General features: G+C 66.9%; 20 protein-coding genes. 7 read left to right on the top strand and 13 right to left on the bottom strand.

Going from position 1 to position 21376, the window contains the following annotated elements; all coding sequences use genetic code 11:
• Positions 1-17 precede the first annotated feature (17 nt).
• The gene (locus RSO01_RS32680; RefSeq protein WP_373867970.1) at positions 18-929 is read right to left on the bottom strand and encodes a sensor histidine kinase; all 912 of its coding nucleotides are present in this window, start codon (positions 927-929) and stop codon (positions 18-20) included.
• A gap of 460 nt (positions 930-1389) precedes the next feature.
• Positions 1390-2064 (bottom strand): winged helix-turn-helix domain-containing protein, encoded by a 675-nt coding sequence (locus RSO01_RS32675; RefSeq protein WP_147154784.1) that lies wholly within the window; start codon positions 2062-2064, stop codon positions 1390-1392.
• 189 nt (positions 2065-2253) lie between these two features.
• Between RSO01_RS32675 and RSO01_RS32670 the strand changes: the two genes are divergently transcribed.
• Entirely contained in the window at positions 2254-3795 is a 1542-nt protein-coding gene (locus tag RSO01_RS32670) for a Do family serine endopeptidase (RefSeq protein ID WP_147154783.1), read from the top strand.
• A gap of 300 nt (positions 3796-4095) precedes the next feature.
• Here RSO01_RS32670 and RSO01_RS32665 read toward each other — a convergent pair whose 3' ends face one another.
• The gene (locus tag RSO01_RS32665; RefSeq protein ID WP_170303525.1) at positions 4096-5100 is read right to left on the bottom strand and encodes an LLM class flavin-dependent oxidoreductase; all 1005 of its coding nucleotides are present in this window, start codon (positions 5098-5100) and stop codon (positions 4096-4098) included.
• A 94-nt stretch (positions 5101-5194) separates the two neighbouring features.
• Here RSO01_RS32665 and RSO01_RS32660 point away from each other — a divergent pair, with 94 nt between their 5' ends.
• Entirely contained in the window at positions 5195-5947 is a 753-nt protein-coding gene (locus RSO01_RS32660) for a phosphotransferase family protein (protein ID WP_147154781.1), read from the top strand.
• On the opposite strand, the gene RSO01_RS32655 is transcribed toward RSO01_RS32660, so the two are convergent.
• Together RSO01_RS32655 and RSO01_RS32650 are read right to left on the bottom strand one after the other, a co-directional pair.
• A complete protein-coding gene (locus RSO01_RS32655; protein ID WP_147154780.1) occupies positions 5944-6330 on the bottom strand; it encodes a hypothetical protein in 387 nt (128 codons plus the stop codon). The two genes, RSO01_RS32660 and RSO01_RS32655, sit on opposite strands and share 4 nt — an antisense overlap.
• 129 nt (positions 6331-6459) lie before the next feature.
• Positions 6460-6945: a CoA-binding protein gene (locus RSO01_RS32650; protein WP_147154779.1), complete on the bottom strand. Its 486-nt coding sequence runs from the start codon at positions 6943-6945 to the stop codon at positions 6460-6462.
• A 15-nt stretch (positions 6946-6960) separates the two neighbouring features.
• Between RSO01_RS32650 and RSO01_RS32645 the strand changes: the two genes are divergently transcribed.
• Together RSO01_RS32645 and RSO01_RS32640 are read left to right on the top strand one after the other, a co-directional pair.
• Positions 6961-8118 (top strand): NADH:flavin oxidoreductase/NADH oxidase, encoded by a 1158-nt coding sequence (locus tag RSO01_RS32645; protein ID WP_147154778.1) that lies wholly within the window; start codon positions 6961-6963, stop codon positions 8116-8118.
• 93 nt (positions 8119-8211) lie between these two features.
• Complete coding sequence (locus tag RSO01_RS32640; protein ID WP_147154777.1) at positions 8212-11097, top strand: hypothetical protein; 2886 nt, start codon at positions 8212-8214, stop codon at positions 11095-11097.
• Here the strand turns inward: RSO01_RS32640 and RSO01_RS32635 are convergent.
• From RSO01_RS32635 to RSO01_RS32615, 5 genes are all read right to left on the bottom strand, one after another.
• Positions 11094-11906, bottom strand: a complete 813-nt coding sequence (locus tag RSO01_RS32635) for an ABC transporter permease (protein WP_246158978.1) — start codon at positions 11904-11906, stop codon at positions 11094-11096. The two genes, RSO01_RS32640 and RSO01_RS32635, sit on opposite strands and share 4 nt — an antisense overlap.
• Positions 11903-12718 carry an ABC transporter permease gene (locus RSO01_RS32630; RefSeq protein ID WP_147154794.1) on the bottom strand — a complete coding sequence of 272 codons (816 nt, stop codon included), beginning with the start codon at positions 12716-12718 and terminating at the stop codon, positions 11903-11905. The genes RSO01_RS32635 and RSO01_RS32630 overlap by 4 nt, the downstream gene beginning before the upstream one ends.
• A gap of 76 nt (positions 12719-12794) precedes the next feature.
• Positions 12795-13907, bottom strand: a complete 1113-nt coding sequence (locus RSO01_RS32625) for an ABC transporter ATP-binding protein (protein ID WP_246158977.1) — start codon at positions 13905-13907, stop codon at positions 12795-12797.
• Positions 13892-14998 (bottom strand): ABC transporter substrate-binding protein, encoded by a 1107-nt coding sequence (locus RSO01_RS32620; protein WP_147154775.1) that lies wholly within the window; start codon positions 14996-14998, stop codon positions 13892-13894. The genes RSO01_RS32625 and RSO01_RS32620 overlap by 16 nt, the downstream gene beginning before the upstream one ends.
• A gap of 27 nt (positions 14999-15025) precedes the next feature.
• Positions 15026-16342 carry an NtaA/DmoA family FMN-dependent monooxygenase gene (locus tag RSO01_RS32615; protein WP_147154773.1) on the bottom strand — a complete coding sequence of 439 codons (1317 nt, stop codon included), beginning with the start codon at positions 16340-16342 and terminating at the stop codon, positions 15026-15028.
• 148 nt (positions 16343-16490) lie between these two features.
• On the opposite strand from RSO01_RS32615, the gene RSO01_RS32610 reads away from it, so the two are divergent.
• Both RSO01_RS32610 and RSO01_RS32605 read left to right on the top strand, forming a co-directional pair.
• Positions 16491-17252 carry a class II aldolase/adducin family protein gene (locus tag RSO01_RS32610; RefSeq protein ID WP_170303524.1) on the top strand — a complete coding sequence of 254 codons (762 nt, stop codon included), beginning with the start codon at positions 16491-16493 and terminating at the stop codon, positions 17250-17252.
• 60 nt (positions 17253-17312) lie between these two features.
• Positions 17313-18290, top strand: a complete 978-nt coding sequence (locus tag RSO01_RS32605) for a 2-hydroxyacid dehydrogenase (protein ID WP_147154769.1) — start codon at positions 17313-17315, stop codon at positions 18288-18290.
• Between the two features lie 12 nt (positions 18291-18302).
• Here the strand turns inward: RSO01_RS32605 and RSO01_RS32600 are convergent, their stop codons facing one another.
• The 3 genes from RSO01_RS32600 to RSO01_RS32590 form a co-directional block, all read right to left on the bottom strand.
• The gene (locus tag RSO01_RS32600; RefSeq protein WP_147154767.1) at positions 18303-19484 is read right to left on the bottom strand and encodes a multidrug effflux MFS transporter; all 1182 of its coding nucleotides are present in this window, start codon (positions 19482-19484) and stop codon (positions 18303-18305) included.
• Entirely contained in the window at positions 19481-19930 is a 450-nt protein-coding gene (locus tag RSO01_RS32595) for a MarR family winged helix-turn-helix transcriptional regulator (protein WP_147154793.1), read from the bottom strand. The genes RSO01_RS32600 and RSO01_RS32595 overlap by 4 nt, the downstream gene beginning before the upstream one ends.
• Positions 19931-20137: 207 nt before the next feature.
• A complete protein-coding gene (locus RSO01_RS32590; protein ID WP_147154766.1) occupies positions 20138-20932 on the bottom strand; it encodes an enoyl-CoA hydratase in 795 nt (264 codons plus the stop codon).
• Between the two features lie 33 nt (positions 20933-20965).
• Here RSO01_RS32590 and RSO01_RS32585 point away from each other — a divergent pair.
• Positions 20966-21376, top strand: a 411-nt coding sequence (locus tag RSO01_RS32585; RefSeq protein ID WP_170303523.1) for a PaaI family thioesterase, incomplete at its 3' end; no start/stop codon positions are given.

The following is a 21376-nucleotide window of genomic DNA, read 5'->3' as shown; positions in this document are numbered from 1 at the left end:
CCGCTCGCAGCAAAGACCTACCGTGCCGCCGTGCCGGTCACGACGACGCCCAATCCCGGCTTGCGGTCGGTGAGCTCAATCGACAGGCCGTGCAGGCCGGCGATCGCCTTGACGAGCGCCAGGCCCAAGCCGCTGCCGGCGGTCGAGCGGCTGCGGTCGAGGCGGTAGAAGCGGTCGAATACCCTGCCGCGCTCGGCCTCCGGAATGCCCGGACCGTTGTCCGCAACCTCGATGTCGAAGCGCGCTCCGGTCCGGCGCAGCGCCAAAGTCACCGACGAGTCGTCCGGGGTGTGGTGCAGCGCGTTCTCGACCAGGTTCGATATCATCTGCGCCAGGAGCTGACGGTCGCCGGTGAGATGCACGCCATCCTCGATGTGGATGTCGAGCGTGTGGCCGGAATCCTCGGCGGCGGGCTGATAGGCCTCGCCGACGCTGCGGGCCAGGGCGGAGAGATCGAGCTCGGCAAAGGCGCTCTTCTGGGCGCCGGCTTCGACCTGGGCGATGCGCAGCAGGGCCGAGAAGGTCTCCAGCAACTCGTCGGCTTCGGCGATCGCGGCATCGGTGGCGGCGTCGTAGTCGGCCGTGGTCTTGGCCCTCTCGCGTGCGTCTTCCAGATGCTGGCGCAGGCGGCCGAGCGGCGTGCGCAGATCGTGGGCGATGTCGCTCGACACCTGGCGCAGCCCGTCCATCAGCTGCTGGATGCGGCCCAGCATGGCGTTGAGGCTGGCGATCAGCTGGTCGATCTCGTCGTGCGTGCCGCGCACGGGGATGCGGGCCGAGAGATCGCCCTCCATGATGGCGCGGTTGGTGCGCGTGATCGCATCGATCCGGCGCAGGAAGGAATTGGCGAGCACCGCGCCGCCGGCGATGGCGAGCAGCAGCGTAAGCCCGCCCGCCCAGGCGAAGGCGCGCACGATGGCGTGCTGCATGTCGGTGAGCCGCGCGGCGTCCTGCGCCACCAGCAGGAACGAGCCGTCGGACAGCGTCAGGCCGAAGCCGGTGAGCTTGGTGCGCTCGCCGTCGGCGTCCGGCGCCGGCGTATCCGCCTTGGGCACGAAGTCGATGACGCCATTGACCGGCGGCATGCCCGGCAGGTTGCCGACCACGACGCGGCCGTTGGGCGCCTGCAGCAGGTAGAAGATCGGCCCGCGCGTGCGGAAGTTCATGCGCCGCGCGATCTGCTGGGCAAGGCCGTTCAGCCCGGTGCGGCTGTGGACCTCGGCGAGCTGGAAGGCCTCCGAGCGCAGCACCGCCGCCATGTCGTTCTGCATCGCTGCCGTCGCCGTGACGTACACGGTGGCGAACAGGGCGCCGGCGGAAGCGATGAACAAGGCGGCATAGAACAGCGTCAGCCGGAAGCTCGCCGACCGCAGGATGCGGCCGAGCGTGCTACTCGGGCGCGCGGATGACATAGCCTGCCCCCCTGACGGTATGCAGGAGCGGGCGGCCGAAGCCTTTGTCGATCTTGGAGCGCAGGCGGCTGATGTGCGTCTCGACGATGTTGGTCTTGGGATCGAAATGGAAGTCCCAGACCTTCTCCAGCAACATGGTGCGCGTCACCACCTCGCCGGCATGGCGCAGCAGGTACTCCAGGATCTTGAACTCCTGCGCCAGGAGATCGATGCGCTTGCCGGCGCGTGTCACGGTGCGGGCGAGAAGGTCCATCTCGAGATCGCCGACCGACAGCGAGGTCGTCGCCACGATCGGCGGCCGGCGCGCCAGGGCGCCGACGCGCGCCAGAAGCTCGGCGAAGGCGAAGGGCTTCACCAGATAGTCGTCGCCGCCGGCGTCGAATCCCGCCACGCGATCGTCGATGCCGCCCATGGTGGTGAGGAACAGCACCGGCGAGCGCACATTGGAGGTACGCGCGGCCTTGACCAGCGACAGGCCGTCCATGCTGGGCAGCATGCGATCGACGATCATGACGTCGTATTTCTCGCCGGTGGCGAGATAGAGCCCGTCGCGGCCGTTGTCGGCTTGGTCGACGACATGGCCGTGCTCGCGCAGGCCCTTGGCGATGTAGTTGGAGGTCTGCTTGTCGTCTTCGACGAGGAGGATCTTCACGGCTGGCTCATCGGTAAGGCTGTCGTCCCGAGCGTAGCGAGGGAGCTTGAACCAGCATCTGCCTGTAATTCCCCGCAAAAACAACGTTCCACAACTATACAAACATTCAATTTAGCAGCCATCCGGTCGCCATGGGGCCACGCCCATATTCCTCCTGCGAAAAGCCCGGACCCTCAGGAGGTAGCTTAGATGACCAAGACCAAGTCCCGCATTCTCACCGCGCTGGCGCTGACCACAGCGCTGACCGCGCCGGTGCTGATTGCTCCCATGTTCACGGCGCCTGCGGCCGTGGCTGCCGCGCCGACCATGTCGGGCGTGCAGGACTTCTCCGACCTCGCCGCCAAGGTGACCCCGGCGGTGGTGAACGTCTCCGTGACCATGAAGGGCGGAGTTGGCGACGACGAGAGCCGCGAGAGCCGCATGTCGCCCGACCAGCAGAAGCAGATGGAAGAGTTCATGCAGAAGTTTGCCGAGCGCTTCGGCATGCCGATGCAGCCCGGTCAGCCGGGTAAGCCCGGCGCCAAGCCGCAGCGCCCGGCCCAGAAGGGCCAGGCCGTCGGCACCGGCTTCATCATCGATGAGAAGGGTTGGATCGTCACCAACTATCACGTCGCCGGCAAGGCCGACGAGATCGTCGTCAGCATGTCGGACGGCCGCAAGTTCCCGGCCAAGCTGATGGGCGGCGACGAGAAGACCGACCTCGCCCTGCTGAAGGTCGAGAGCAGCAAGCCGCTGCCGTACGTCTCCTTCGGCGACGCCAGCAAGGTGCGCGTCGGCCAGCCGGTGATGGCGGTCGGCAATCCGTTCGGCCTGGGCGGCACCGTGACGACCGGCATCGTGTCGGCGCGCGGCCGTGACATCCAGTCCGGCCCGTTCGACGACTACATCCAGACCGACGCCGCCATCAACCGCGGCAACTCGGGTGGCCCGCTGTTCGACATGGACGGCAAGGTGATCGGCATCAACACCGCCATCTTCTCGCCGTCGGGCGGCAGCGTCGGCCTTGGCTTCGCCATCCCGTCCAGCCTGGCCGAGGGTGTCGTGGCCCAGCTCAAGGTCAACGGCAAGGTCGAGCGCGGCCTGCTCGGCGTGCAGATCCAGCCGCTGAACGAGGAGCTCGTCAAGAGCATGTCGCTCGACGGTGACAAGGGCGCCCTGGTGGCCCAGGTCACGCCGGACAGCGCGGCGATGGCGGCCGGCATCAAGTCGGGTGACGTGATCAAGAGCGTCGACGGCAAGGACGTCGAGTCGATCAAGGACCTGACCCGCATGATCTCGACCATGAAGCCCGGCACGACCGCCAAGATCGGCCTGTGGCGCGACGGCAAGGACATGACCGTCATGGCCAAGATCCGCGGCGACAAGGAAGAGGGCGGCATCGTCAAGGCGAGCGCCGACGACACGGACGGCAAGCAGGTCGACAAGAAGGCCGAGCCGCTGTCCTACGGCGTGTCGCTGGCGCCGATCTCCAAGGAGATGCGCCAGGGCATGAAGCTGGACGACTCGGTGAAGGGCGCGGCGATCGCCGCGGTCGAGCCGGGCAGCCCGGCCGACGAGATTGGCCTCAAGCAGGGCGACATCCTGCAGCAGGTCGGTCGTGACGCGGTCGACAGCCCGCAGACGGCTGTCGAGAAGCTCTCGGAAGCGAAGAAGACCGGTAAGCCGGTGCTGATGAAAGTCTATCGGGAGGGGATGACCAGGTTCGTCGCTATCTCTCCCCGGGCGGCGTAGCTGATCCTCTCGAGAGAGCCGGCGGTGGCCCCACCACCGCCGGCTTTTTCTCACCTGATCGTTTCTTCTCAGCAGCACATCAGATCTTCAAGGAGGGGGGCACGACCCGAACCGCGTTCCACAGCGACGGGCGTGTTTCACGGAGGGGGACGGGGTCCGCGGCTCACGCGTAGGTGGGGCCGCGGGCCTCGACTTTTTTGGGCGCCTTCTCATGCTCTTCCGGACCGCGCGCGTCTCGCGCGCCTCATGAGCGCGCGCGGTCCGGAAGAGCATGAGCGGACCTGGAGGTCGGCGCTCCACTCAGAGCGCCGGCATCACTTCCTTGGCCAAAAGCTCGATCGAGCGCGACGACTCCTCGAACGACAGGTCGCCGAAGGCCAGCCGGCACAGGCAATAGTTGATGCCGGCGATGTCGTTGTCCTTCTTCAGCCGGTCGCGCACTGTCGAGGGCGATCCGGCGACGATGTAGCCGCCTTCCAGGGCAGGCTCGAACTCGGCCGGGATCATCTGGCGCGGCAGGCCGACGCCGTGGGCGCGCCAGAGATGGATCAGCGCGTCGTACCACAGTGCGAAGGCCCGCTTGGCGGCGCTCTGCGCCTCGCGGTCGGTGTCGCCGACCACGACATGGCGGCTGAGCCCGATCAGCGGCAGGTCCTCGTCGGCGCGGCCGAGCGCCTTCCATGCCGCGCGATAGCGCGCCGCGAACTGGCCGACGCCGTCGGCGCGCATGCCGACCACGGTGTTGCAGGCCTGCTTGGCCAGCCGATCGGCGCTCTCCAGCGAGTTGGCGCCGTACCACAGGGGCGGATGCGGCCGCTGCACCGGCTGCATCTCCATCGGCACGTCCTTGAAGGTGAAGTACTTGCCTTCGTGGCTCAGCCGCTTCTCGGTCAGGCCCTTCAGGATCACTTCCATGGCCTCGGAGAAACGCTCCGGCCCGGTGGCCGGATCGATGCCGTAGTAGCCCACCTCGTAGGGTGAGATGCCGCGGCCGATGCCGAGCTCCAGCCGCCCGCCGCTCATCTGGTCGAGCATGCAGATCTCGTCGATCAGGCGGAGCGGATGGTAGAGGTTCACGGTGTAGACCAGCGGCCCGAAGCGCAGCCGTTTGGTGCGCTGCGCCACGGCGGCCAGAAACACGCTGGGTGAAGGCGCCATGCCAAGCGGCGTCGCATGGTGCTCTGCCAGGTGATAGCCATGGAAGCCCGAGCGCTCGTAGAGCTCGATCAATCGCAGCCGCTCGTCGAACTGCCGACCGAGATCGGCGCCGGCGCGGTCCATATGGTCGAAGATGCCGAACTTCATGCGTTTCCTCATTTTGGGCGATGCTACAAGGTCTGCTTGAAGAAGTATCCGGGGTCGGCGGCGGCTTTTCATGTGACGAAGCGCGAGGATCACGATGAGTGAACTGGAACCGGGCCGTCTCATTGGATCGGGTAAAGAGGCAGAGGTCTTCGAGTACGGACGGGAAGTATTGAAGCTCTACAGGCTTGGTATCGCCAAGCGCTCGGCCTTTCGCGAGGCCGCCATCCTCGCGATCATCGAGGCGTTCGACGTGCCGGCGCCGCGGACGCTCGGCGTCCGAACGGTCGGCGAGCGATGGGGCGTCATCATGACCCGGGCTGACGGGCCAAGCTTCGCGGAGGCGATGGGCGGGCGCACAGAGGCGCTGCCCGTCTACATGAAGGCAATGGTCCGCTTGCAACTGGCGATTCACCGGCATGAAGCCGTGCTGCTACCGGATCTGAAACCTCGCTTGATGGACCGCATCCGGAGGGCGACGATCTTGGGAGCGGCCCGGCAAGGCAGGCTGCTGGACCGGCTAGCCGACATGCCCGCCGGCGATAGGCTCTGCCATGGCGATTTCCATCCATTCAACGTCATGGGCGAGCCGGACAACGCGTGCATCGTCGACTGGCTCGATGCGACGCGTGGTGAGCCGGCGGCAGATGCCTGCCGTTCTTACCTGCTCATGAGAGGGGTCGAGCCAACGTGGGCGTCGGCCTATCTCGATGCCTATGCGACGGAAAGCGGCCTGTCGCCGAATGACATCCTCGGTTGGCTTCCGATCCTCGCCGCAGCCCGTTTGGCGGAAAACGTCCCGAGCGAAACCGAGACGCTGATGGCGACCGTCGATGCAACGTCAGTCTAGATCCGCCGGATGCTGATCCGGGCGAAGGCATGCCATTTGGAATTTTCGACGAAGATCCGCAGGTAGATCTGGTGCGGATTCGAGCCCGATTGATGCTCCAGTATCAGTTGGGCGGGCTTGTCGGCTTCGTAGAAGGCGTCGAACAGGCTGGGCACGAGGTTGGCCGTGCTCGGGCTGCCGACGCGGATGACACTGGGGTCGTCGTTGGGCAGTCCACGCAGGTTCGCCGGGTCGACGGCGCGATTCGGATCGAAGCTGCGCAGCCGGCAATATCCCGCCGAAGCGGGGGAGCGCGTGACGATCGTCTCCGGCGGGTCGTCCTTGGTGAAATAGGCGACCATGGAATGACCGGAAATCTGATAGGTACCCGGCGCCAGCTTCACGATGCCGGTGGTCAAATCGCACTGGATGGCGCTGCCCTTGTTGATGTGAAGACGCGTCGGTTGAAGCCTGGTTTTGCCGGCTTGGTATCGGGCGAGAGCTCGCTGAAGAGTCGGTCGGCGAGGGCATCGCTACAGCGCCCGCTTCTTGCTGCTGATGACGCCGCTGGCGATGCCGTGCCACTCGATGGTGCCGCTGAGCCGCGAGTGCTCGATCTTGGGGCAGCGGTTCATGACGACTTTCAGTCCGGCCTTTTCGGCGCGCTCGGCAGCCGCGTCGTTGCGCACGCCGAGCTGCATCCATACCACCTTGGCGCCGTGCTCGATGGCGGCATCGGTGATCGGCCCGGCGGCCTCGGAGTTGCGGAAGATGTCGACCATGTCGACCTTCTGCGGCAGCTCCTCGAGGGAGCCGTAGACCTTCTGGCCCATGATCTCCTGGCCGGCGGCGGCGGGATTGACCGGCAGGATGCGGTAGCCGCGGTCCAGCAAGTACTTCATTGCAAAATAGCTCGGACGATTCCAGTTGGCCGAGGCGCCGACCATTGCGATGGTCTTGGTCTCGCGCAGGATGCGGCGCAGGTAGGCGTCGTCGTAGCGGTCGTGATTCACGGACATGGTGGGGGAGTATACATGGCGCAGCCGATGCTGTTCGAACCGATTTCAATCCGCGACGTGACCTTGAAGAACCGCGTCGTGGTGGCGCCCATGCACCAGTATTCGGCCGTCAAAGGCTTCGCCACCGACTGGCACCTGATGAACGCCGGCCGCTACGCCGCGGGCGGGGCGGGGCTGGTGATCATGGAATCGACCAAGGTCGAGCGGCGCGGCTGCGGCACGGTCGGCGATCTCGGCATCTGGGACGACGCCTTCATCCCCGGCTTGAAGCGCTGCGTGGAGTTCATCCGCCAGCACAATTCGGTGCCCGGCATCCAGCTCGGCCATTCCGGGCGCAAGGCGCGGCGCTTCCGGCCCTGGGAAGGCGGCGCGCCGCTCAAGCCGGACGGCATCGACGACTGGGACCAGTGGGAACTCGTGTCGTCGAGCGCCAGGAACGCGCCGGAGAGCGATCCGACGCCGCGCGCGCTGGCGCGCGAAGAGATCCCGCAGGTGATCGAGCGCTGGGGCCAGGCGGCGCGGCGCGCGCATGAGGCGGGCTTCGACGTGCTCGATATCCATGCCGCGCACGGCTACCTGATCCATCAGTTCCTCTCGCCATTCTCCAACGTGCGCAACGACGACTATGGCGGCAGCGAGCTCAACCGCATGCGCTTCTGCATCGAGGTCGTCGAATGCGTACGCACCTACTGGCCGGCCAGCAAGCCGTTGTTCGTGCGCTTCTCGGTCGAGGACGATGCCGGCTGGGGCCCCGACCAGAGCGTGGCGCTGGCCAAGATCCTCAAGCCCAAGGGCGTCGACGTGATCGACTGCAGCTCGGGCGGCATGCGCGGCTCGCCGGTGGTGAGCGCGGGGCCGGTGACCTACGGCTATCAGGTGCCCTATGCCGAGCGGCTGCGCCGCGATGCCGACATCATGAGCATGGCGGTCGGCCTGATCGTGCATGCCGACCAGGCCGAGCAGATCCTGCAGGAGGGAAGGGCCGACCTGATCGCGCTGGCCCGCGAGCTTTTGTACAATCCCAACTGGCCGATGGACGCCGCGCAGAAGCTCGGCGTCGACCGGCAGTTCGGCTCGGTACCGCCGGCGCAGGCCTACTGGCTCGCCAAACGCGCGCAGTCCGTGAAGAGCGTCGTGCCGTCGACCTTCATGAAAGGCATGAACGCTGAATGATGTGATGTTGGCAGCAGCAATGCAGGCAATCGCTGTCGATCGTGACGTGAGCAGCGGATAGCATCGGCCCGACGCGTACAGAGTACCGAGGCCATGCCGACGCTTGCCAATTCGACGTTCCTCGACCTGACGAGCTACGGCACGACCACGGCGACGACAGTCGAGGCCGCCTACGGCGTCAACGGTGTCGAGGCCGTCAACAACATCAACGTCGCCTTCATCCTGCCACGGGCCAACGATCCGACGGCGCTGCTCTCCAGCAATTGGGCCACACGCCAGGTTGCGCTGCAGGCCAACGACTTGTGGTCGCGCTACGGCGCGACCACGGCCGACTACGACAGCGCCCGGACCACGCTTGCGGGCTACGGCACCATCATCGGCAGCGCGACTGGCGCCACGGACGGCTACGTCACCTCACAGGACTCGCGCACGATCTGGGTGAGCCTGTCGCCAAGCCAGTTCGAATCGCTGTTCGGCACGAAGCTCTATCAGGCGGAGTATGCGGGCGCGGCCCTCTACTACTGGAACGGCAGCCTGTCGGTGCCCACCGGCGTGAACGTCGCGGGCCTGTGGTTCGACACGCCGCCGTGGTTCGGCACGCCACCTGCCGTCTCGGACCAGTCGGGCGGCGCCCGGGCCGACCTCCATGAGGGGCCGCAGAGCATCGGCAACTACCTGTCGACGACCGAGCGGATGTCGATCTATCTGCCCGGCGCCATCGCCAAGGACTTTTATAACTTTCCTCTGGCCGGCAAGGATATCCCAACGACCGCGGTCGGCCTGATCGAGCCTGGCATCGGCGCTGCCATGCCGGGCACCAGCCCGACCTTCCAGCAGGGACTGAATGCCTACCGGCAGGCCGCTGGCGTATCGCCGGATGGCGAGTACTACCTTGTGGGCAACACCAACGGGCAGAGCTACGCCAACGGCAACAATGGCGAGCGATCGCTCGACGTCGGCGTCATCGCCTCGGCCGCACCCGGCAGCAAGATCGGGCTGTATGCCGGCTCCGGCTTCACCGCGCCGTCGCACGCCAACGTCTTCACCTCCTACCAGACCGCGTTCTGGGACACGGTGAACAATCCCACGATCCTGTCGTCGTCCTTCTCGATCCTGCAGCAGACCAATCCGTCCTCGGTCTTCTACAACGCCATCAAGGAGCTGTTCATCGACGGCGCACTGCGCGGCGTCACGATGGTGCAGGCCAACAACGACTGGGGGTCGAGCTGGGGCTTCGCCGACGGCCGGGCCAACCAGGCGATCAACTCGAGCTCGCCTTTCATGCTGCTGGTCGGCGGCACGTCGCTCACGACCATGGCCGCGGCGCCTCTCGATCCCACCATCGCCAGCGAGCCCTCGGCGGAGCAGTCGCTCCACGGGCTCGCGACGGCGGGCGATCTGGCCATCCTCTGGAGGCTGGTCGCCGGCGGCCTGACCATGCTGCCGAGTGCTGCGTCCGCATCGGCGGCGGAGCAGCACACGTTCCTCGAATCGGTGTGGAATTCTTTCGTCATCGCCAACGGCCATCGCACGCCGCTGCTCGGCGCCAGCGACGGCGGCGTCGACACCACGCAGCCGACGCCCTGGTATCAGGCCGACTTCGGCCTGACGCCGACCAGTGCCAACCCGGGCCACGCCACCGGTCGCGGCGCACCCGACGTCTCCGCCGATTCCGGCGGCAACATGTTCTACGCCGCACCCAACGGCGACTTCTCCAAGATAGGGGGAGACGAGGGCACCAGCGCGGCCACGCCGATGTGGGCGGCGCTGTTGGCCCAGATCGACACCATCTTCGTCGACCAGCACCTTCCGCATCTGGGGTTTGCCAACGATCTGCTCTATATCGCGGCGGCGGTCGCTCCCGGCTCGTTCAACGACATCACCTTCGGCAACAACGTCACGTCCTACTTCAACGGCGCATCGGCCGGCGGCGCGACCGTCATCGATGACCAGGGCCTGCCGATCACCCTCACCGGCTACGGCTATCTCGCCGGCCCGGGTTACGACCTGACGACCGGTCTGGGCTCGCCCAATGGCACGCTGCTGGCGCGCGCCATGACCGCGATCGCCCATTCGCAGATGTCGCACAGTTCCAGTCCCGACATGCTCGATGCGGATGGATCGGGCTGGGCGAGCGGCGCCGACCAGAGCCTGATGTTCCAGACCATGTCGGCCGCGGGCGCCGGTGTCGAAATCGATATCGGTGCATCGACCCTGGGATTCGCGAGTGTGGCGTCCGGCACCTACGCCTGGACCAGCCGGTTGGCACAGCAGGTGCTGCAGTCGGACTTCGATCCTCATCTCGTGCGCCTGCTCGACAAGCAGGGGCAGGGCTGGGTCGGCCAATCCGTCGTCGGGGCGGGTGACCAGCTGTCGGTGTCGATCGATGCCCATTCGACCGTGGCGCTCCAAGCGTCGATGACGAGCCCGTTCGATTTCGCCGACTTCACTTCGGCGGACGGTGCGGTGCGCGTGGCGCGGCCGGTGGCCGTCGCCGAGACGGCCGGCGGCGCCGACGACACGGTGGCCATCGTGCGCGTGCGCCAGAACGGCGAGGACAGCCTGTCGATCAGCTTCTATCGCGCCGACGATCTTGCCGGCTCGATCGGCGGCTTGCATCCGGGCGACGCGGGCTATGAAGCGGCGGCGCAAGCCCGCGCCTATCAGCTTGCCACCGGCGGCACGGCGCTCGCCGGTCCGGGCTATGGCAACTACGGCCAGTCCGGACTGATGGACGTCGATGCCGGCGCGATCATCGCCATGAAGCTCGTGAACCACACCAGCGGGGCGCACTACTGGGGCTTCGCCCAGGCCAACGAGACGGTGGATGGCCGATCAGTCGGCCATCTGTGGAACTACGGGCTGAACACCTGGGGCTGGGAGGACACGCTGGGCGGCGGCGATCGCGACTTCAACGATTTGATCGTGCAGCTCGATTTCACCAGCAGCTCGGGGCACGGCTGGCTGATGTCGGGTTAAGCCTGCTTGGTGACCTGCCGCTCGGCGTGCTTCCTGAGGAGATGGGCGCCCCACATCAGCGCCACGGTCAGCACGATCGTGAGCGTCGAGACCGCGGCGATCGTGGGATCGATCTGGAAGCGCAGGTCGTCCCACATGCGTCGCGGCAGGGTGACGGCGCCGGAGCCGGAGATGAACAGGGCCACGACCAGCTCGTCGAACGAGGTGATGAAAGCGAACAGCGCGCCAACCAGCACGCCCGGACGGATCAGGGGTAGCGTCACCTGGAAGAACGTGGCGCGCGGCGTGGCCCCGAGGCTGAGCGCCGCCTGCTCGAGGCGCGGATCGATGCCGGCGAGGCTCGCGCTCACGCTGGTGACGACGAAGGGGACGGCGAGGCAGGTATGGGCGATGATCAGCCCGACCGGCGAGCCGACCAGTCCATAGCGCGCGAAGGCGTAGTAGATGCCGATCGCCACGACGATGCCGGGCACGATCAGCGGCGACAGCACCAGGCCTGCCACCACGACCCGCGCCGCCCGCGGCAGGCGGGCGATGCCGAGTGCCGCCAGCGTGCCGAGCAGCGTCGCCACCACGACGACGGCGGCGGCGACCCAGATACTGAGCCAGGTCGGCCGCAGCCAGTCGGCGCTGCCGAAGTAGGCGTCATACCATTTCAGGCCAAAGGCCGGCGGCGGGAAGGTGAGGTAGGTCGCCGACGAGAACGACACCACGATCACGACCAGGATCGGGAAGGCAAGGAACAGCAGGATCAACCCGACGACGGTCGCCGGCAGGATGCGTGCCCCCATCATGCCGAGGCCCGTCATCGTGCGTTCATCCGGAAGGCATTGCCGACACCCGGCAGGCGGTAGAAGGCGCCGATGATGGCGAGCGCGGTGGCCAGCAGCACCGCCGAGAGCGTGGCGGCATAGGCCCAGTCGAGCTGGTCGACGCGCTGGGCGATCAGCATGGAGATGGTGATCTCACGCGGGCCGCCCACCATGGCCGGCGTGATGTAGAAGCCGAGCGCCAGCACGAACACCAGCAGGACGCCCGCCGCCACGCCGGGCATGGAAAGCGGCAGCGTCACCTGCAGGAAGGTGCGCCACGGCGGCGAGCCCAGGCCCGACGCCGCGCGCAGCAGCGAGGGATCGATCTGGCGCAATGCATTGGCGATCGGCAGGATCATGTAGGGCAGCAGGATGTGGCTCATCGCGATCTGCGTGGCGAGCGGCGTGTTGAGGATACGCAATGGCCGGTCGATCATGCCGGCGGCGATCAGCGCCTCGTTGAACAGCCCATGGCGGCCGAGCAGCACCATCCAAGCGTAGCTGCGCACCAGCACGCTGGTCCAGAAGGGCAGCATGATCAGCACCAGGATGATCGGCGCCCAGCGCGGCGCACGCACCAGGGCCATCGCCACCGGATAGCCGAGCAGCAGGCTGACCAGGGTGACGATCAGCGAGGTGTAGAAGGTGTTGGCGAAGGTCTTCAGGAACACCGCATCGTCCGGCAGGGTGGCGTAGTTCGCCACAGTCCAGGTCGGGTCGGAGACGCTACGCATCAGCATCGCCACCACGGGCATGGCATAGAAGGCGAGCATGAAGAGGATCAGCGGCGCCGCCAGCAGATACGGCATCAGATTGGGAGCGCGGGCCTCCGGCCCGCTCCTGAGCCCGATGCGGGCCAGAGGCCCGCGCTCCCTTAGGACAGCCTCAGACAAGGATCGTATCCGCCACGGACCAGGCGATCTCGGCCTGATCACCCACCTGACGCCGCCGGATCGCGGCACTCGACGGCTCCTTGAGAACGATCGAGGTGCCGTCGGTCGCACGCAGCAGATAGCGGCAGCGCTCGCCCGCGAACACCGCCTCGGTCACCGTGACGCTCATGCGGTTTTGCGGCGCGTTGCCGTTCCAGGCGTCGGCGAAGCGCAGCCGCTCGGGTCGCGTCGTCAGCGTCACCTTGGAACCGCTCGCCGGGCGGAGCGTCGGGCAGAGGGCGCGGACCATCACGCCCTCGCACTCCGCCACCACGACGTCATCCTCCAGGTCGCGCACCACGGCCGGCAGGAAGTTGGACTCGCCGATGAAGCCCGCCACGAAGCGATTGCAGGGACGATCGTAAAGATCCTCGGGCCGGCCGACCTGCGCCACCTTGCCGTCGTTCATGACGGCGATGCGGTCGGACATGGTCAGCGCCTCTTCCTGGTCGTGCGTGACGTAGATGAAGGTGATGCCGAGGTCGGCATGCAGGCGGCGCATCTCGAGCTGCAGGTTCTCGCGCAGCTGCTTGTCGAGCGCGCCCAGTGGCTCGTCCATCAGGAGCAGCCTGGGCTTGAAGACGATGGCCCGCGCCAGCGCCACGCGCTGCTGCTGGCCGCCCGAGAGCTGGCGCGGATAGCGGCCGCCATAGCCCGGCAGCTGCACCAGCTCGAGCGCCTCGGCGACGAGCTTCGTCCGCTCCGCCTTGGGCACCCCGCGCTGCTTCAGCGGGAAGCCGATGTTGTCCTCGACCGTGAGGTGGGGGAACAGCGCATAGTTCTGGAACACCATGCCGATGTTGCGCCGGTAGGGCGGCATCGCGACCACCGACGTGCCGTCGATGGCGATGTCGCCCGCGCTCGGCGTCTCGAAGCCCGCGATCATCATCAGGGTCGTGGTCTTGCCCGAGCCGCTGGGGCCCAGCAGGGTCAGGAACTCGCCCGAGCGGATGTCGAGCGAGACCCCGTCGACCGCGTTGGTGCGGTCGTATCTCTTCTCGAGGTCCGCGAGCGACACCGAGGCGCCGCGCGCTGCGCCGTTCATGGCCGCTAGCTCAGCAGCCATTTATTGAAGCGGTTGACCGCCGCCTCGCGGTTGTCGATCCACCAATCGTAGTTGTAGTTGAGGAGCTGTTTCTTGATGTCGGGCGCGCTCGGCAGCACGGCCAGCCGGTCGGGCGGGATGTACTCGTTCGACGCGTTGTTGACCGAGCCGTAGGGGATGGCGAAGGCGATGCGCGCCTGCGGGATCGCCATGGTCGAGTAGGCCACGAACTTCATGGCATTGGCCTTGTTCTTGGCGCCCTTGGGGATGCCCCAGGCGTCGCGCTTGGAGAGGCCCTGGGCCCACGAGATCTCCGCCGGCACGCCGGCCGCCTGCAGCGCTGCCATGCGGCCGTTCCACACGGTCGTCATGCTGACCTCGCGGTCGGTCAGGAGCTGGATGGGCACCGCGCCAGTGTCCCACCATTTGATGACGTCCTTCTTGATCTTCTCGTAGCTTGCCAGGGCCTTGTCTATGTCGATCGGATAGACCTTGTCCGGCGGCACGCCGGCTGCCATCAGCGCGAATTCCATCTCGGGAAATCCGCCGGAAGTGGTGCCGTACATGGCGCGTTCGCCGGGGAACTTCTTGGTGTCCCAGAAATCCGCCCAGCCCTTGGGCTCGCCTTTGACGAGGTCCTTGCGATAGGCCAGCACCTGGGCCCACACCAGCATCTCCAGCCCGTACTCGAAGCGATAGGCGGGATCGACGCCGGAATCGACGATGTCGTAGTCGATCTTCTCGAAATAATCGCCGCGCTTCTGGAGGTTCATGATCGAGCCGCGGCTGAGCTGCGCCAGGTCCCATTCGACGTTGCCGGTCTCGACCATGGCCTTGATCTTCGTCGGATCGGAGCCGGGGAAGGCGCGCACCTTGATGCCGGAGATCTTCTCGAACGGCTCATAGTAGGCCTTGATCTGCGCATCGTTCATGGTGCCGCCGAAGCCCGCAATGCGCACTTCGCCGGAGCCCTTGAGGATGTCGGGGATCGTCGTCTGCTCGGGCCACGCCGCCTGCGCGGCGGCGGGACGGATGAACGGCGCGGCGAGCCCCGCGCCCAGGAGCCCCAGGGTCGTACGGCGACCGAAGCGGGTCGAACGAAGCTTGCTCATGTGCCTGCCTGCCTTTTCTTTGGTTGATCAGTACGCAAGAAGATTGTCGCGGAAGTGCTTGTGCTCGTACGCCTTGCGCATCAGGCTGCGGTCCTGCAGGGCGGGGATCAGCCCGTCCTCGATCTCCGCCAGGGTGCGGCGGTTCACGTTGGGCATCGAGAACAGGAAGCCGTCGCCGCCGACCTCCTCCATGACCTCGCCCATGCGCGCGGCGATATGGTCTGGCGTGCCGCAGAGCTCGACCGACAGATCGACGGCGTTGAAGCTCGCCATGGTCTCGCGGATCGACCGGCCGTTGGCCATCTTGCGGAACTGATCGAGATTGGCCTGATGGCCGTTGGTCGTGACGTGGTCGGGCAGGGGCTTGTCGAGATCGAACGTGCCGAAGTCGATGTTGGTGACCTTGCCGAAATGGGCCAGACGCTCGTCGATCTTCTCGAAGGCGATCGCCTCGCGCTTCTTCTTGCGCTCCTTTGCCTCTTCCATGGTCTCGCCGATGATCGGATTGATCAGGAACAGCACCTTGCAGTCCGACGGCTTGCGGCCCTGCGCGACCATGTGCTTGTGCACGTCCTCACGGTAGGCCTTCATCGCCTCGATGCCCTTGGCGTGGACGACGATGGTGTCGGCGTGGGCGGCGGCGAACTTGCGGCCGCGCGGCGAGCCGCCGGCCTGGGCGATCACCGGCTGGCCCTGCGGCGCCGGGCCTGAGTTGAGCGGCCCGCGCGTGCTGAAGTACTTGCCCTGGTAGTTGACGGCATGGACCTTGGTGGGATCGACCAGCACGCCCGACTTGCGGTCGGCGACGATCGCGCCCGGCTCCCACGAGCCCCACAGGCCGCGGCACACTTCCATGTATTCGTCGGCCATGTCGTAGCGCAGGTCATGATCGGGCATGCCCTGCATGCCGAAATTCATAGCCGCAAAATCCGAGCTGCCGGTGACGGCGTTCCAGCCGATGCGCCCGCCCGACACCTGGTCGAGCGTCGCCACCAGGCGGGCCAGCAGGTAGGGGTGATAGGCGTATGTTCCGAAAGTCGGAACGATGCCGATGCGCGACGTCACCTGGGTCATCAGCGCCGCCACCACCGACGGATCCTGGCGCGGCACGGCGATGGCGTTCTTCAGATAGATCTCGGTCGAGCCGCCGAAGCTTTCGCCGACGTAAGATGAATCTTCGAGCAGGATGTAGTCGAAGCAGGCGCGTTCGAGCGTGCGCGCCATGTTGAGGAACAGCTCGGGCTCCATCCACGACGTGCCGATATGCCCGGTCCAGGCCTCGCCCCAGGCCTGCGCGCTCGAGCCCTGGAGGAACCACGCGAGATGAAACGGTTTGCCGGCCACAGTTTGACCTCCCGAAAACAAAATAACTGCCGTCGAACGACGACAGGCAATTAGTGTGCCGATGGGCGGAAGAGCGGTCCACTCGCGTTGGCCCGCGAGTTGCACTAAAATCAGGTCAACACTGCGAACCCGAGTACGGAGAACAGCGATGAATGCGCCGCCGCAAGTCGACCGTCCCAACATGACCGATGCCGAATGGCAGGCGCGCTGCGACCTCGCCGCGCTCTATCGCATCACCGACATGTACGGCTGGACCGACACCATCGACACCCACATGTCGGTGCGCATCCCGGGCGAGCCGAGCTGCTTCCTGATCAACAACTACGGCGACCTGTTCCACGAGATCACCGCGTCGAGCCTGGTGAAGATGGACATCGACGGCAACGTCTACTCGAAGGACGGCAAGTTCAACGCCGCGGGCTTCACCATCCATAGCGGCGTCTACAAGGCCAGGCCCGACGCCAACTGCGTCATGCACACGCACACGCGCGCCGGCGCCGGCGTCTCGGTGCTGAAGAAGGGCCTGCGCCCGATCACCCAGGACGCGCTCTCGGTCTACGACGACCTCGTCTATCACGAGTACGGCATGCCGACCTCGCAGGAGGAATGCGATGCGCTGGGCGTGACCTGCCAGCACGGCAACTCGGTGGTGCTGCGCAACCACGGCCTGCTCACGGTCGGCGCCACCATCCCGGGCGCGCTGCGGCGCATGTACATGCTCGAGCGCGCCTGCGAGGTCGAGGTGATCGCCCGCGGTCTCGACGAGGAGCCGGCGCCGATCGATCCCGAGGTCATCCGCCAGTACGGCGAGCGCGCCAAGCAGCAGCGCGCCAATCCCGGATACGGCCTGACCTACTGGAACGCCGCGCTGCGCCAGATCGAGGGCAAGGGCGACGACTGGCGGCAGTAGCCGTTGGCACTACGTCTCAGGTAATTGCCGGCAGGACATCCGGCGACGCAAGGTCGCCGGATGCTTCGTGTCGTCTTTGCCGGACCCTTCGCCGCCGCCTTCGCGCCCTTGGTGCGCGGCCATCTTGCGTCTTGTGACATTGTCGTCGAGCCTGACGAATCGGCTGTCGCCGGCAGGCTCGGCGACGCCGACGTGCCGGTGACGCTCGCTTTCACCGCCGGGATGGCCGCCGACGTCGGACCGCGACTGAAGCTGGTGCAGCTGCCGGCCGCCGGGCTCGACCGGGTCGATCTCACCGCGCTGCCGGCCGGCGTCATGCTGGCCATTGCCTACGGCCATGACGCGAGCATCGCCGAATACGCCATGGGCGCCATGTTGGCCCTCACGCGCAATTTCCTGCCGCTCGATTCGGAGCTGCGGCGCGGCCTCTGGCCGGGACCGTGGATGCCCGGCCGGCCGCGTCGTTTGTCGCCCGAGCTGGCCGGCAAGACCTTGGCGATCCTGGGCTACGGCCATATCGGACAGGCGCTGGCCCGTCGCGCCCGCGCCTTCGACATGCGGGTCTGTGCCATACGACGCAGCCTTTCCCGGGGAACGGAGGAGGGAGTGGAACTGCTGGGTGGGCTCGAGCGCCTCGATGACCTGCTGGAGCGCGCAGACTATCTCGCGATTGCCTTGTCGCTGAACGGCGCGACGCGTGGCCTGATCGGCGCACGTGAACTCGGGCTGATGCAGCCTGAGGCTTATCTGGTCAACATCGCCAGGGCCGAGATCGTCAATGGTCCGGCGTTGTATCGCGCGTTGGCCGAGCAGCGTTTGGCCGGTGCCGCACTCGACGTGTGGTATCGCTATCCCCAGGACGACACGCCCTGCCTGCCCGCTGAGCAGCCGTTCCACGAGTTGCCGAACGTGCTGATGACTCCTCATGTGTCGGGCGGCACGGATGGAGCGGTGCGCGAGCGCGTCGCTCTCGTCGCCGACAACATTGCGCGCCTGGGTAGGGGCGAGAAGCCGCTCAACCTGGTGAACGGGTCTTGAGGCGCTGACCTCTCAGCGCGTGGGCCTCGTCCGTGCGCGATAGCGAAGTGCCAGCCAGAACGCGGTCTGTCCGATGACACCCGCGGTCACCAGGATGAGGGCGGCCGTCAGCGCTGGGTTGCTGCCCATGCCCACCAGCGCGGTGCAGATCGCGCCGACGCCCATCTGTGCGAACCCGTAGAGCCCGGACGCCGAGCCGATGACCGCCGGATTGACGCTGATCGCCTGGGTCATCGCGGCGGGCGAGGCCACGCCTGCACCCATGCCGAACACGAACATGGGCACCATGATGGTCAGCACGCTGAGATGGCCGGCGAGGATGCCGCCTAGCAGGGCGAACGAGGCCACGACGCTCAGCAGGTTGGCCCACACCGCGAGCCGGTCGATTGGCAACAACGGGATCAGGCGCGTCGCGGCGACGCTGCCGAGCCAGACGCCCGCCAGCACGATCGCCGGATAGATGCCGACCTCGTAGTCGGGCCGATGGAGCTGATGGGCGAAGATGAAAGGCGAGGCGCCGATGAAGGCGTACATCGAGGTCGTGGCGCAGCCGCCGCCAATCGCGTAGCCCAGGAAGGACGGCGACACGAGCAACCGGCCGTAGTTTCGGGCCAGGCTGTTGCCTGCGGCAGGCTTGGCCGGCGCCTTGCTCTCCGGAAGTAGCCGCCAGCTGAACAGCAGGTTCACCACGCCGAGCAGGGCGAGTGCGAAGAAGATCGAGCGCCAGCCCAGGCTCGAGGCCAGCGCGCCGCCGATCAGCGGCGCCGCGCCCGGGCCGACGGCGACCATCAGGTTCATGACGGCCATGCGGCGCGCGGCTTCCTGGGGTAGGGCGGTGTCGCGCACGATGGCGCGCCCGATCACCAGCCCGGCGCAGCCGCCCAGAGCCTGCAGCAGCCTGGCGACGATCAGGCTGTGGACGTCGGGCACCAAGGCGGCGGCGAGGCCGGCGGCGGCATAGAGCACCAGGCCCGCCATCAGCACCGGCCGTCGGCCGAAGCGGTCGGACAGTGGCCCGTAGGCGAGCTGCCCGAAGGCGAGGCCGAGAATGTAGACGCTCATGGTGAGCTGCATGCTGCCCATGCTGGCGTCGAGCGCGCGGGCAGCCTCGGGCAGCGCCGGCACGAAGATGTGCATGGCCAAGGTCCCTGAGAAGGTGATCAGGGTGAGCAGCCAGAGAGGGGCGGCGGTCATGCCGGGGACTCGTCGTCGAGCACGCCGATGACATGGTGCAAGACTCGGACCGTCGTCTCGATGTCGCGATCGGAAAGGCCGGCGAGTGCATCGCTGCGGATGCGGCCGGCCACCGTCTCCACCTTGTCGGCAATGGCCCGACCGCGCGGCGTCAGCGTGATGATCTTGGCACGCCGGTCTTCGCCTTCCTTGCGCTGGATGAGTCCCGCCGCCTCGAGATTGTCGAGGAGCCGCACGACTGACGAGCCGTCGAGCGACATCGAGGCGGCGAGGTCCTTTTGCCGCGGCGGGGCGGGCGCGCGCGCGATATGGACCAGCGGCAGCCACGTTGCCTCGGTAAGGTCGAAGGGCCTGAGCCCGAGGTCGGCGGCGCGGCGCCACTGCCGGGCGGCACGGGAGAGTAGAGAGCCGAAGGAATCGCGGTTGGAGGGGCGGCGGGTAGGCACCGCTTTCAATTAGATGGCCTACAAATAGATGACAAGTCATCTATTTGTAGGCAGCCATGCATCTTCGTCATGCTCTTCTGGACCGCGAGCTTCCAGCTCGCTCATGACTCATGAGCGCGCAAGGAGGTCGCGTCAGACGGGACCCAGCGCGCGGTCCGGAAGACAAAGATCATGAGCGGGCCTGGAGGCCCGCGGTCCGATGAGGGACTACCGGCCCTTCCAGTCCGGCTTGGGCTTCTTGCCCGCGAAGGCGTCGATGCCGGCCTGCGCGTCCTCGCGCTGGATGGCGCCGGCCATGAAGTCGGTGGCGTAGGCGTAGGCCTGCTCGAGGTCCATCGCCATGTGGGTGTGGAACATCGCCTTGCCCGAGGCGATCTGCTGCGGCGGCTGGCTGGCGATGTGCTGGGCGAAGGCCATCGTTTCTTCGTCGAGCTTGTCGGGCGGGGCGAGGCGGCTCACCAGGCCATCGCGCAGCGCGGTCGCGGCGTCGATCGGCTGGCCGGTGAACAGCATGTCGAGCGCGCGCTTGGAGCCGACGTTGCGGCCGACCGCCACCGAGGGCGTGCCGCAGAACAGGCCGTTGTTGATGCCTGAGGTGGCGAAGGTGGCGTCGGTCGAGGCGACGGCGAGGTCGCACGCCGCCACCAGCTGGCAGCCCGCCGCCGTCGCCAGCGCATGGACCTTGGCGATCACAGGCTGGGGCAGGCGCTTGATCGACATCATCATCGCCGAGCAGCGCGTCAGCAGGTCGTGGTGGAAGGCGTAGTCGCGGGTCGACGTCACTTCCTTGAGGTCGTGGCCGGTCGAGAAGGCGCGGCCGGTCGCCTCGATGACGACGCAGCGGATCTCCTTGTCCCTGGCCAGGCGGTCGAATTCCGCCTGCAGCGCGTCTATAAGCTCGCCTGACAGCGCGTTCATGGCGTGCGGGCGGTTCAGCGTCAGGACGGCGACATGGCCCTCGTCGCGGCGCAGCAGGACCGGCTCGTTGGAGGCTTTGCTCATGGTTGTATTCTACGGCAACGGGGGAGGGGCGTCATGCCGGCGATGACGCCCGAGGAGCTGCACAGGTTCCTGGAAGAGCACTTCCCCCAGGTCGGCCATCTCAACCTCAAGATCGAGCATCTCGACGACAATTCGATCCGCGTGCGGCTGCCGACCAGCGAGCAGCATCTGAGGCCAGGCGGCACGATCTCCGGCCCGACCCTGGTCTGGCTGGCTGATCTTTCCTTCTACCTGCTGATCATGGGCCGGTTGGGGCCGGTGGCGGCGGCCGTGACGACCAACCTCAACATCAACTTCATGCGCAGGCCCGAGCCTGCCGACCTGATCGGGGAGGGCCGCCTGATGAAGCTCGGCCGTGCGCTGGCGGTCGGCGATTTCACGATCAGGAGCGACGGCAGCGACGAGCCCGTGGCGCACGCCACGCTGACCTATTCGCTGCCACGC

Origin of the sequence: Reyranella soli, from assembly GCF_007992495.1 — a bacterium.
Taxonomy (GTDB): domain Bacteria; phylum Pseudomonadota; class Alphaproteobacteria; order Reyranellales; family Reyranellaceae; genus Reyranella; species Reyranella soli.
Note: the sequence above shows the minus strand (reverse complement) of the source record. Positions and strands in the feature narration are given on the sequence as shown.

Bases quoted from the DNA above. Each gene is read 5' to 3' on its own strand.
- RSO01_RS32635 (WP_246158978.1), bottom strand. From the start codon at position 11,906: ATGACGGGCCTCGGCATGATGGGGGCACGCATCCTGCCGGCGACCGTC.
- RSO01_RS32640 (WP_147154777.1), top strand. From the start codon at position 8,212: ATGCCGACGCTTGCCAATTCGACGTTCCTCGACCTGACGAGCTACGGC.
- RSO01_RS32665 (WP_170303525.1), bottom strand. From the start codon at position 5,100: ATGAAGTTCGGCATCTTCGACCATATGGACCGCGCCGGCGCCGATCTC.
- RSO01_RS32645 (WP_147154778.1), top strand. From the start codon at position 6,961: ATGGCGCAGCCGATGCTGTTCGAACCGATTTCAATCCGCGACGTGACC.
- RSO01_RS32590 (WP_147154766.1), bottom strand. From the start codon at position 20,932: ATGAGCAAAGCCTCCAACGAGCCGGTCCTGCTGCGCCGCGACGAGGGC.
- RSO01_RS32630 (WP_147154794.1), bottom strand. From the start codon at position 12,718: ATGCCGTATCTGCTGGCGGCGCCGCTGATCCTCTTCATGCTCGCCTTC.
- RSO01_RS32650 (WP_147154779.1), bottom strand. From the start codon at position 6,945: ATGTCCGTGAATCACGACCGCTACGACGACGCCTACCTGCGCCGCATC.
- RSO01_RS32660 (WP_147154781.1), top strand. From the start codon at position 5,195: ATGAGTGAACTGGAACCGGGCCGTCTCATTGGATCGGGTAAAGAGGCA.
- RSO01_RS32610 (WP_170303524.1), top strand. From the start codon at position 16,491: ATGAATGCGCCGCCGCAAGTCGACCGTCCCAACATGACCGATGCCGAA.
- RSO01_RS32680 (WP_373867970.1), bottom strand. From the start codon at position 929: ATGCAGCACGCCATCGTGCGCGCCTTCGCCTGGGCGGGCGGGCTTACG.
- RSO01_RS32600 (WP_147154767.1), bottom strand. From the start codon at position 19,484: ATGACCGCCGCCCCTCTCTGGCTGCTCACCCTGATCACCTTCTCAGGG.
- RSO01_RS32620 (WP_147154775.1), bottom strand. From the start codon at position 14,998: ATGAGCAAGCTTCGTTCGACCCGCTTCGGTCGCCGTACGACCCTGGGG.
- RSO01_RS32625 (WP_246158977.1), bottom strand. From the start codon at position 13,907: ATGGCTGCTGAGCTAGCGGCCATGAACGGCGCAGCGCGCGGCGCCTCG.
- RSO01_RS32670 (WP_147154783.1), top strand. From the start codon at position 2,254: ATGACCAAGACCAAGTCCCGCATTCTCACCGCGCTGGCGCTGACCACA.
- RSO01_RS32605 (WP_147154769.1), top strand. From the start codon at position 17,313: ATGCTTCGTGTCGTCTTTGCCGGACCCTTCGCCGCCGCCTTCGCGCCC.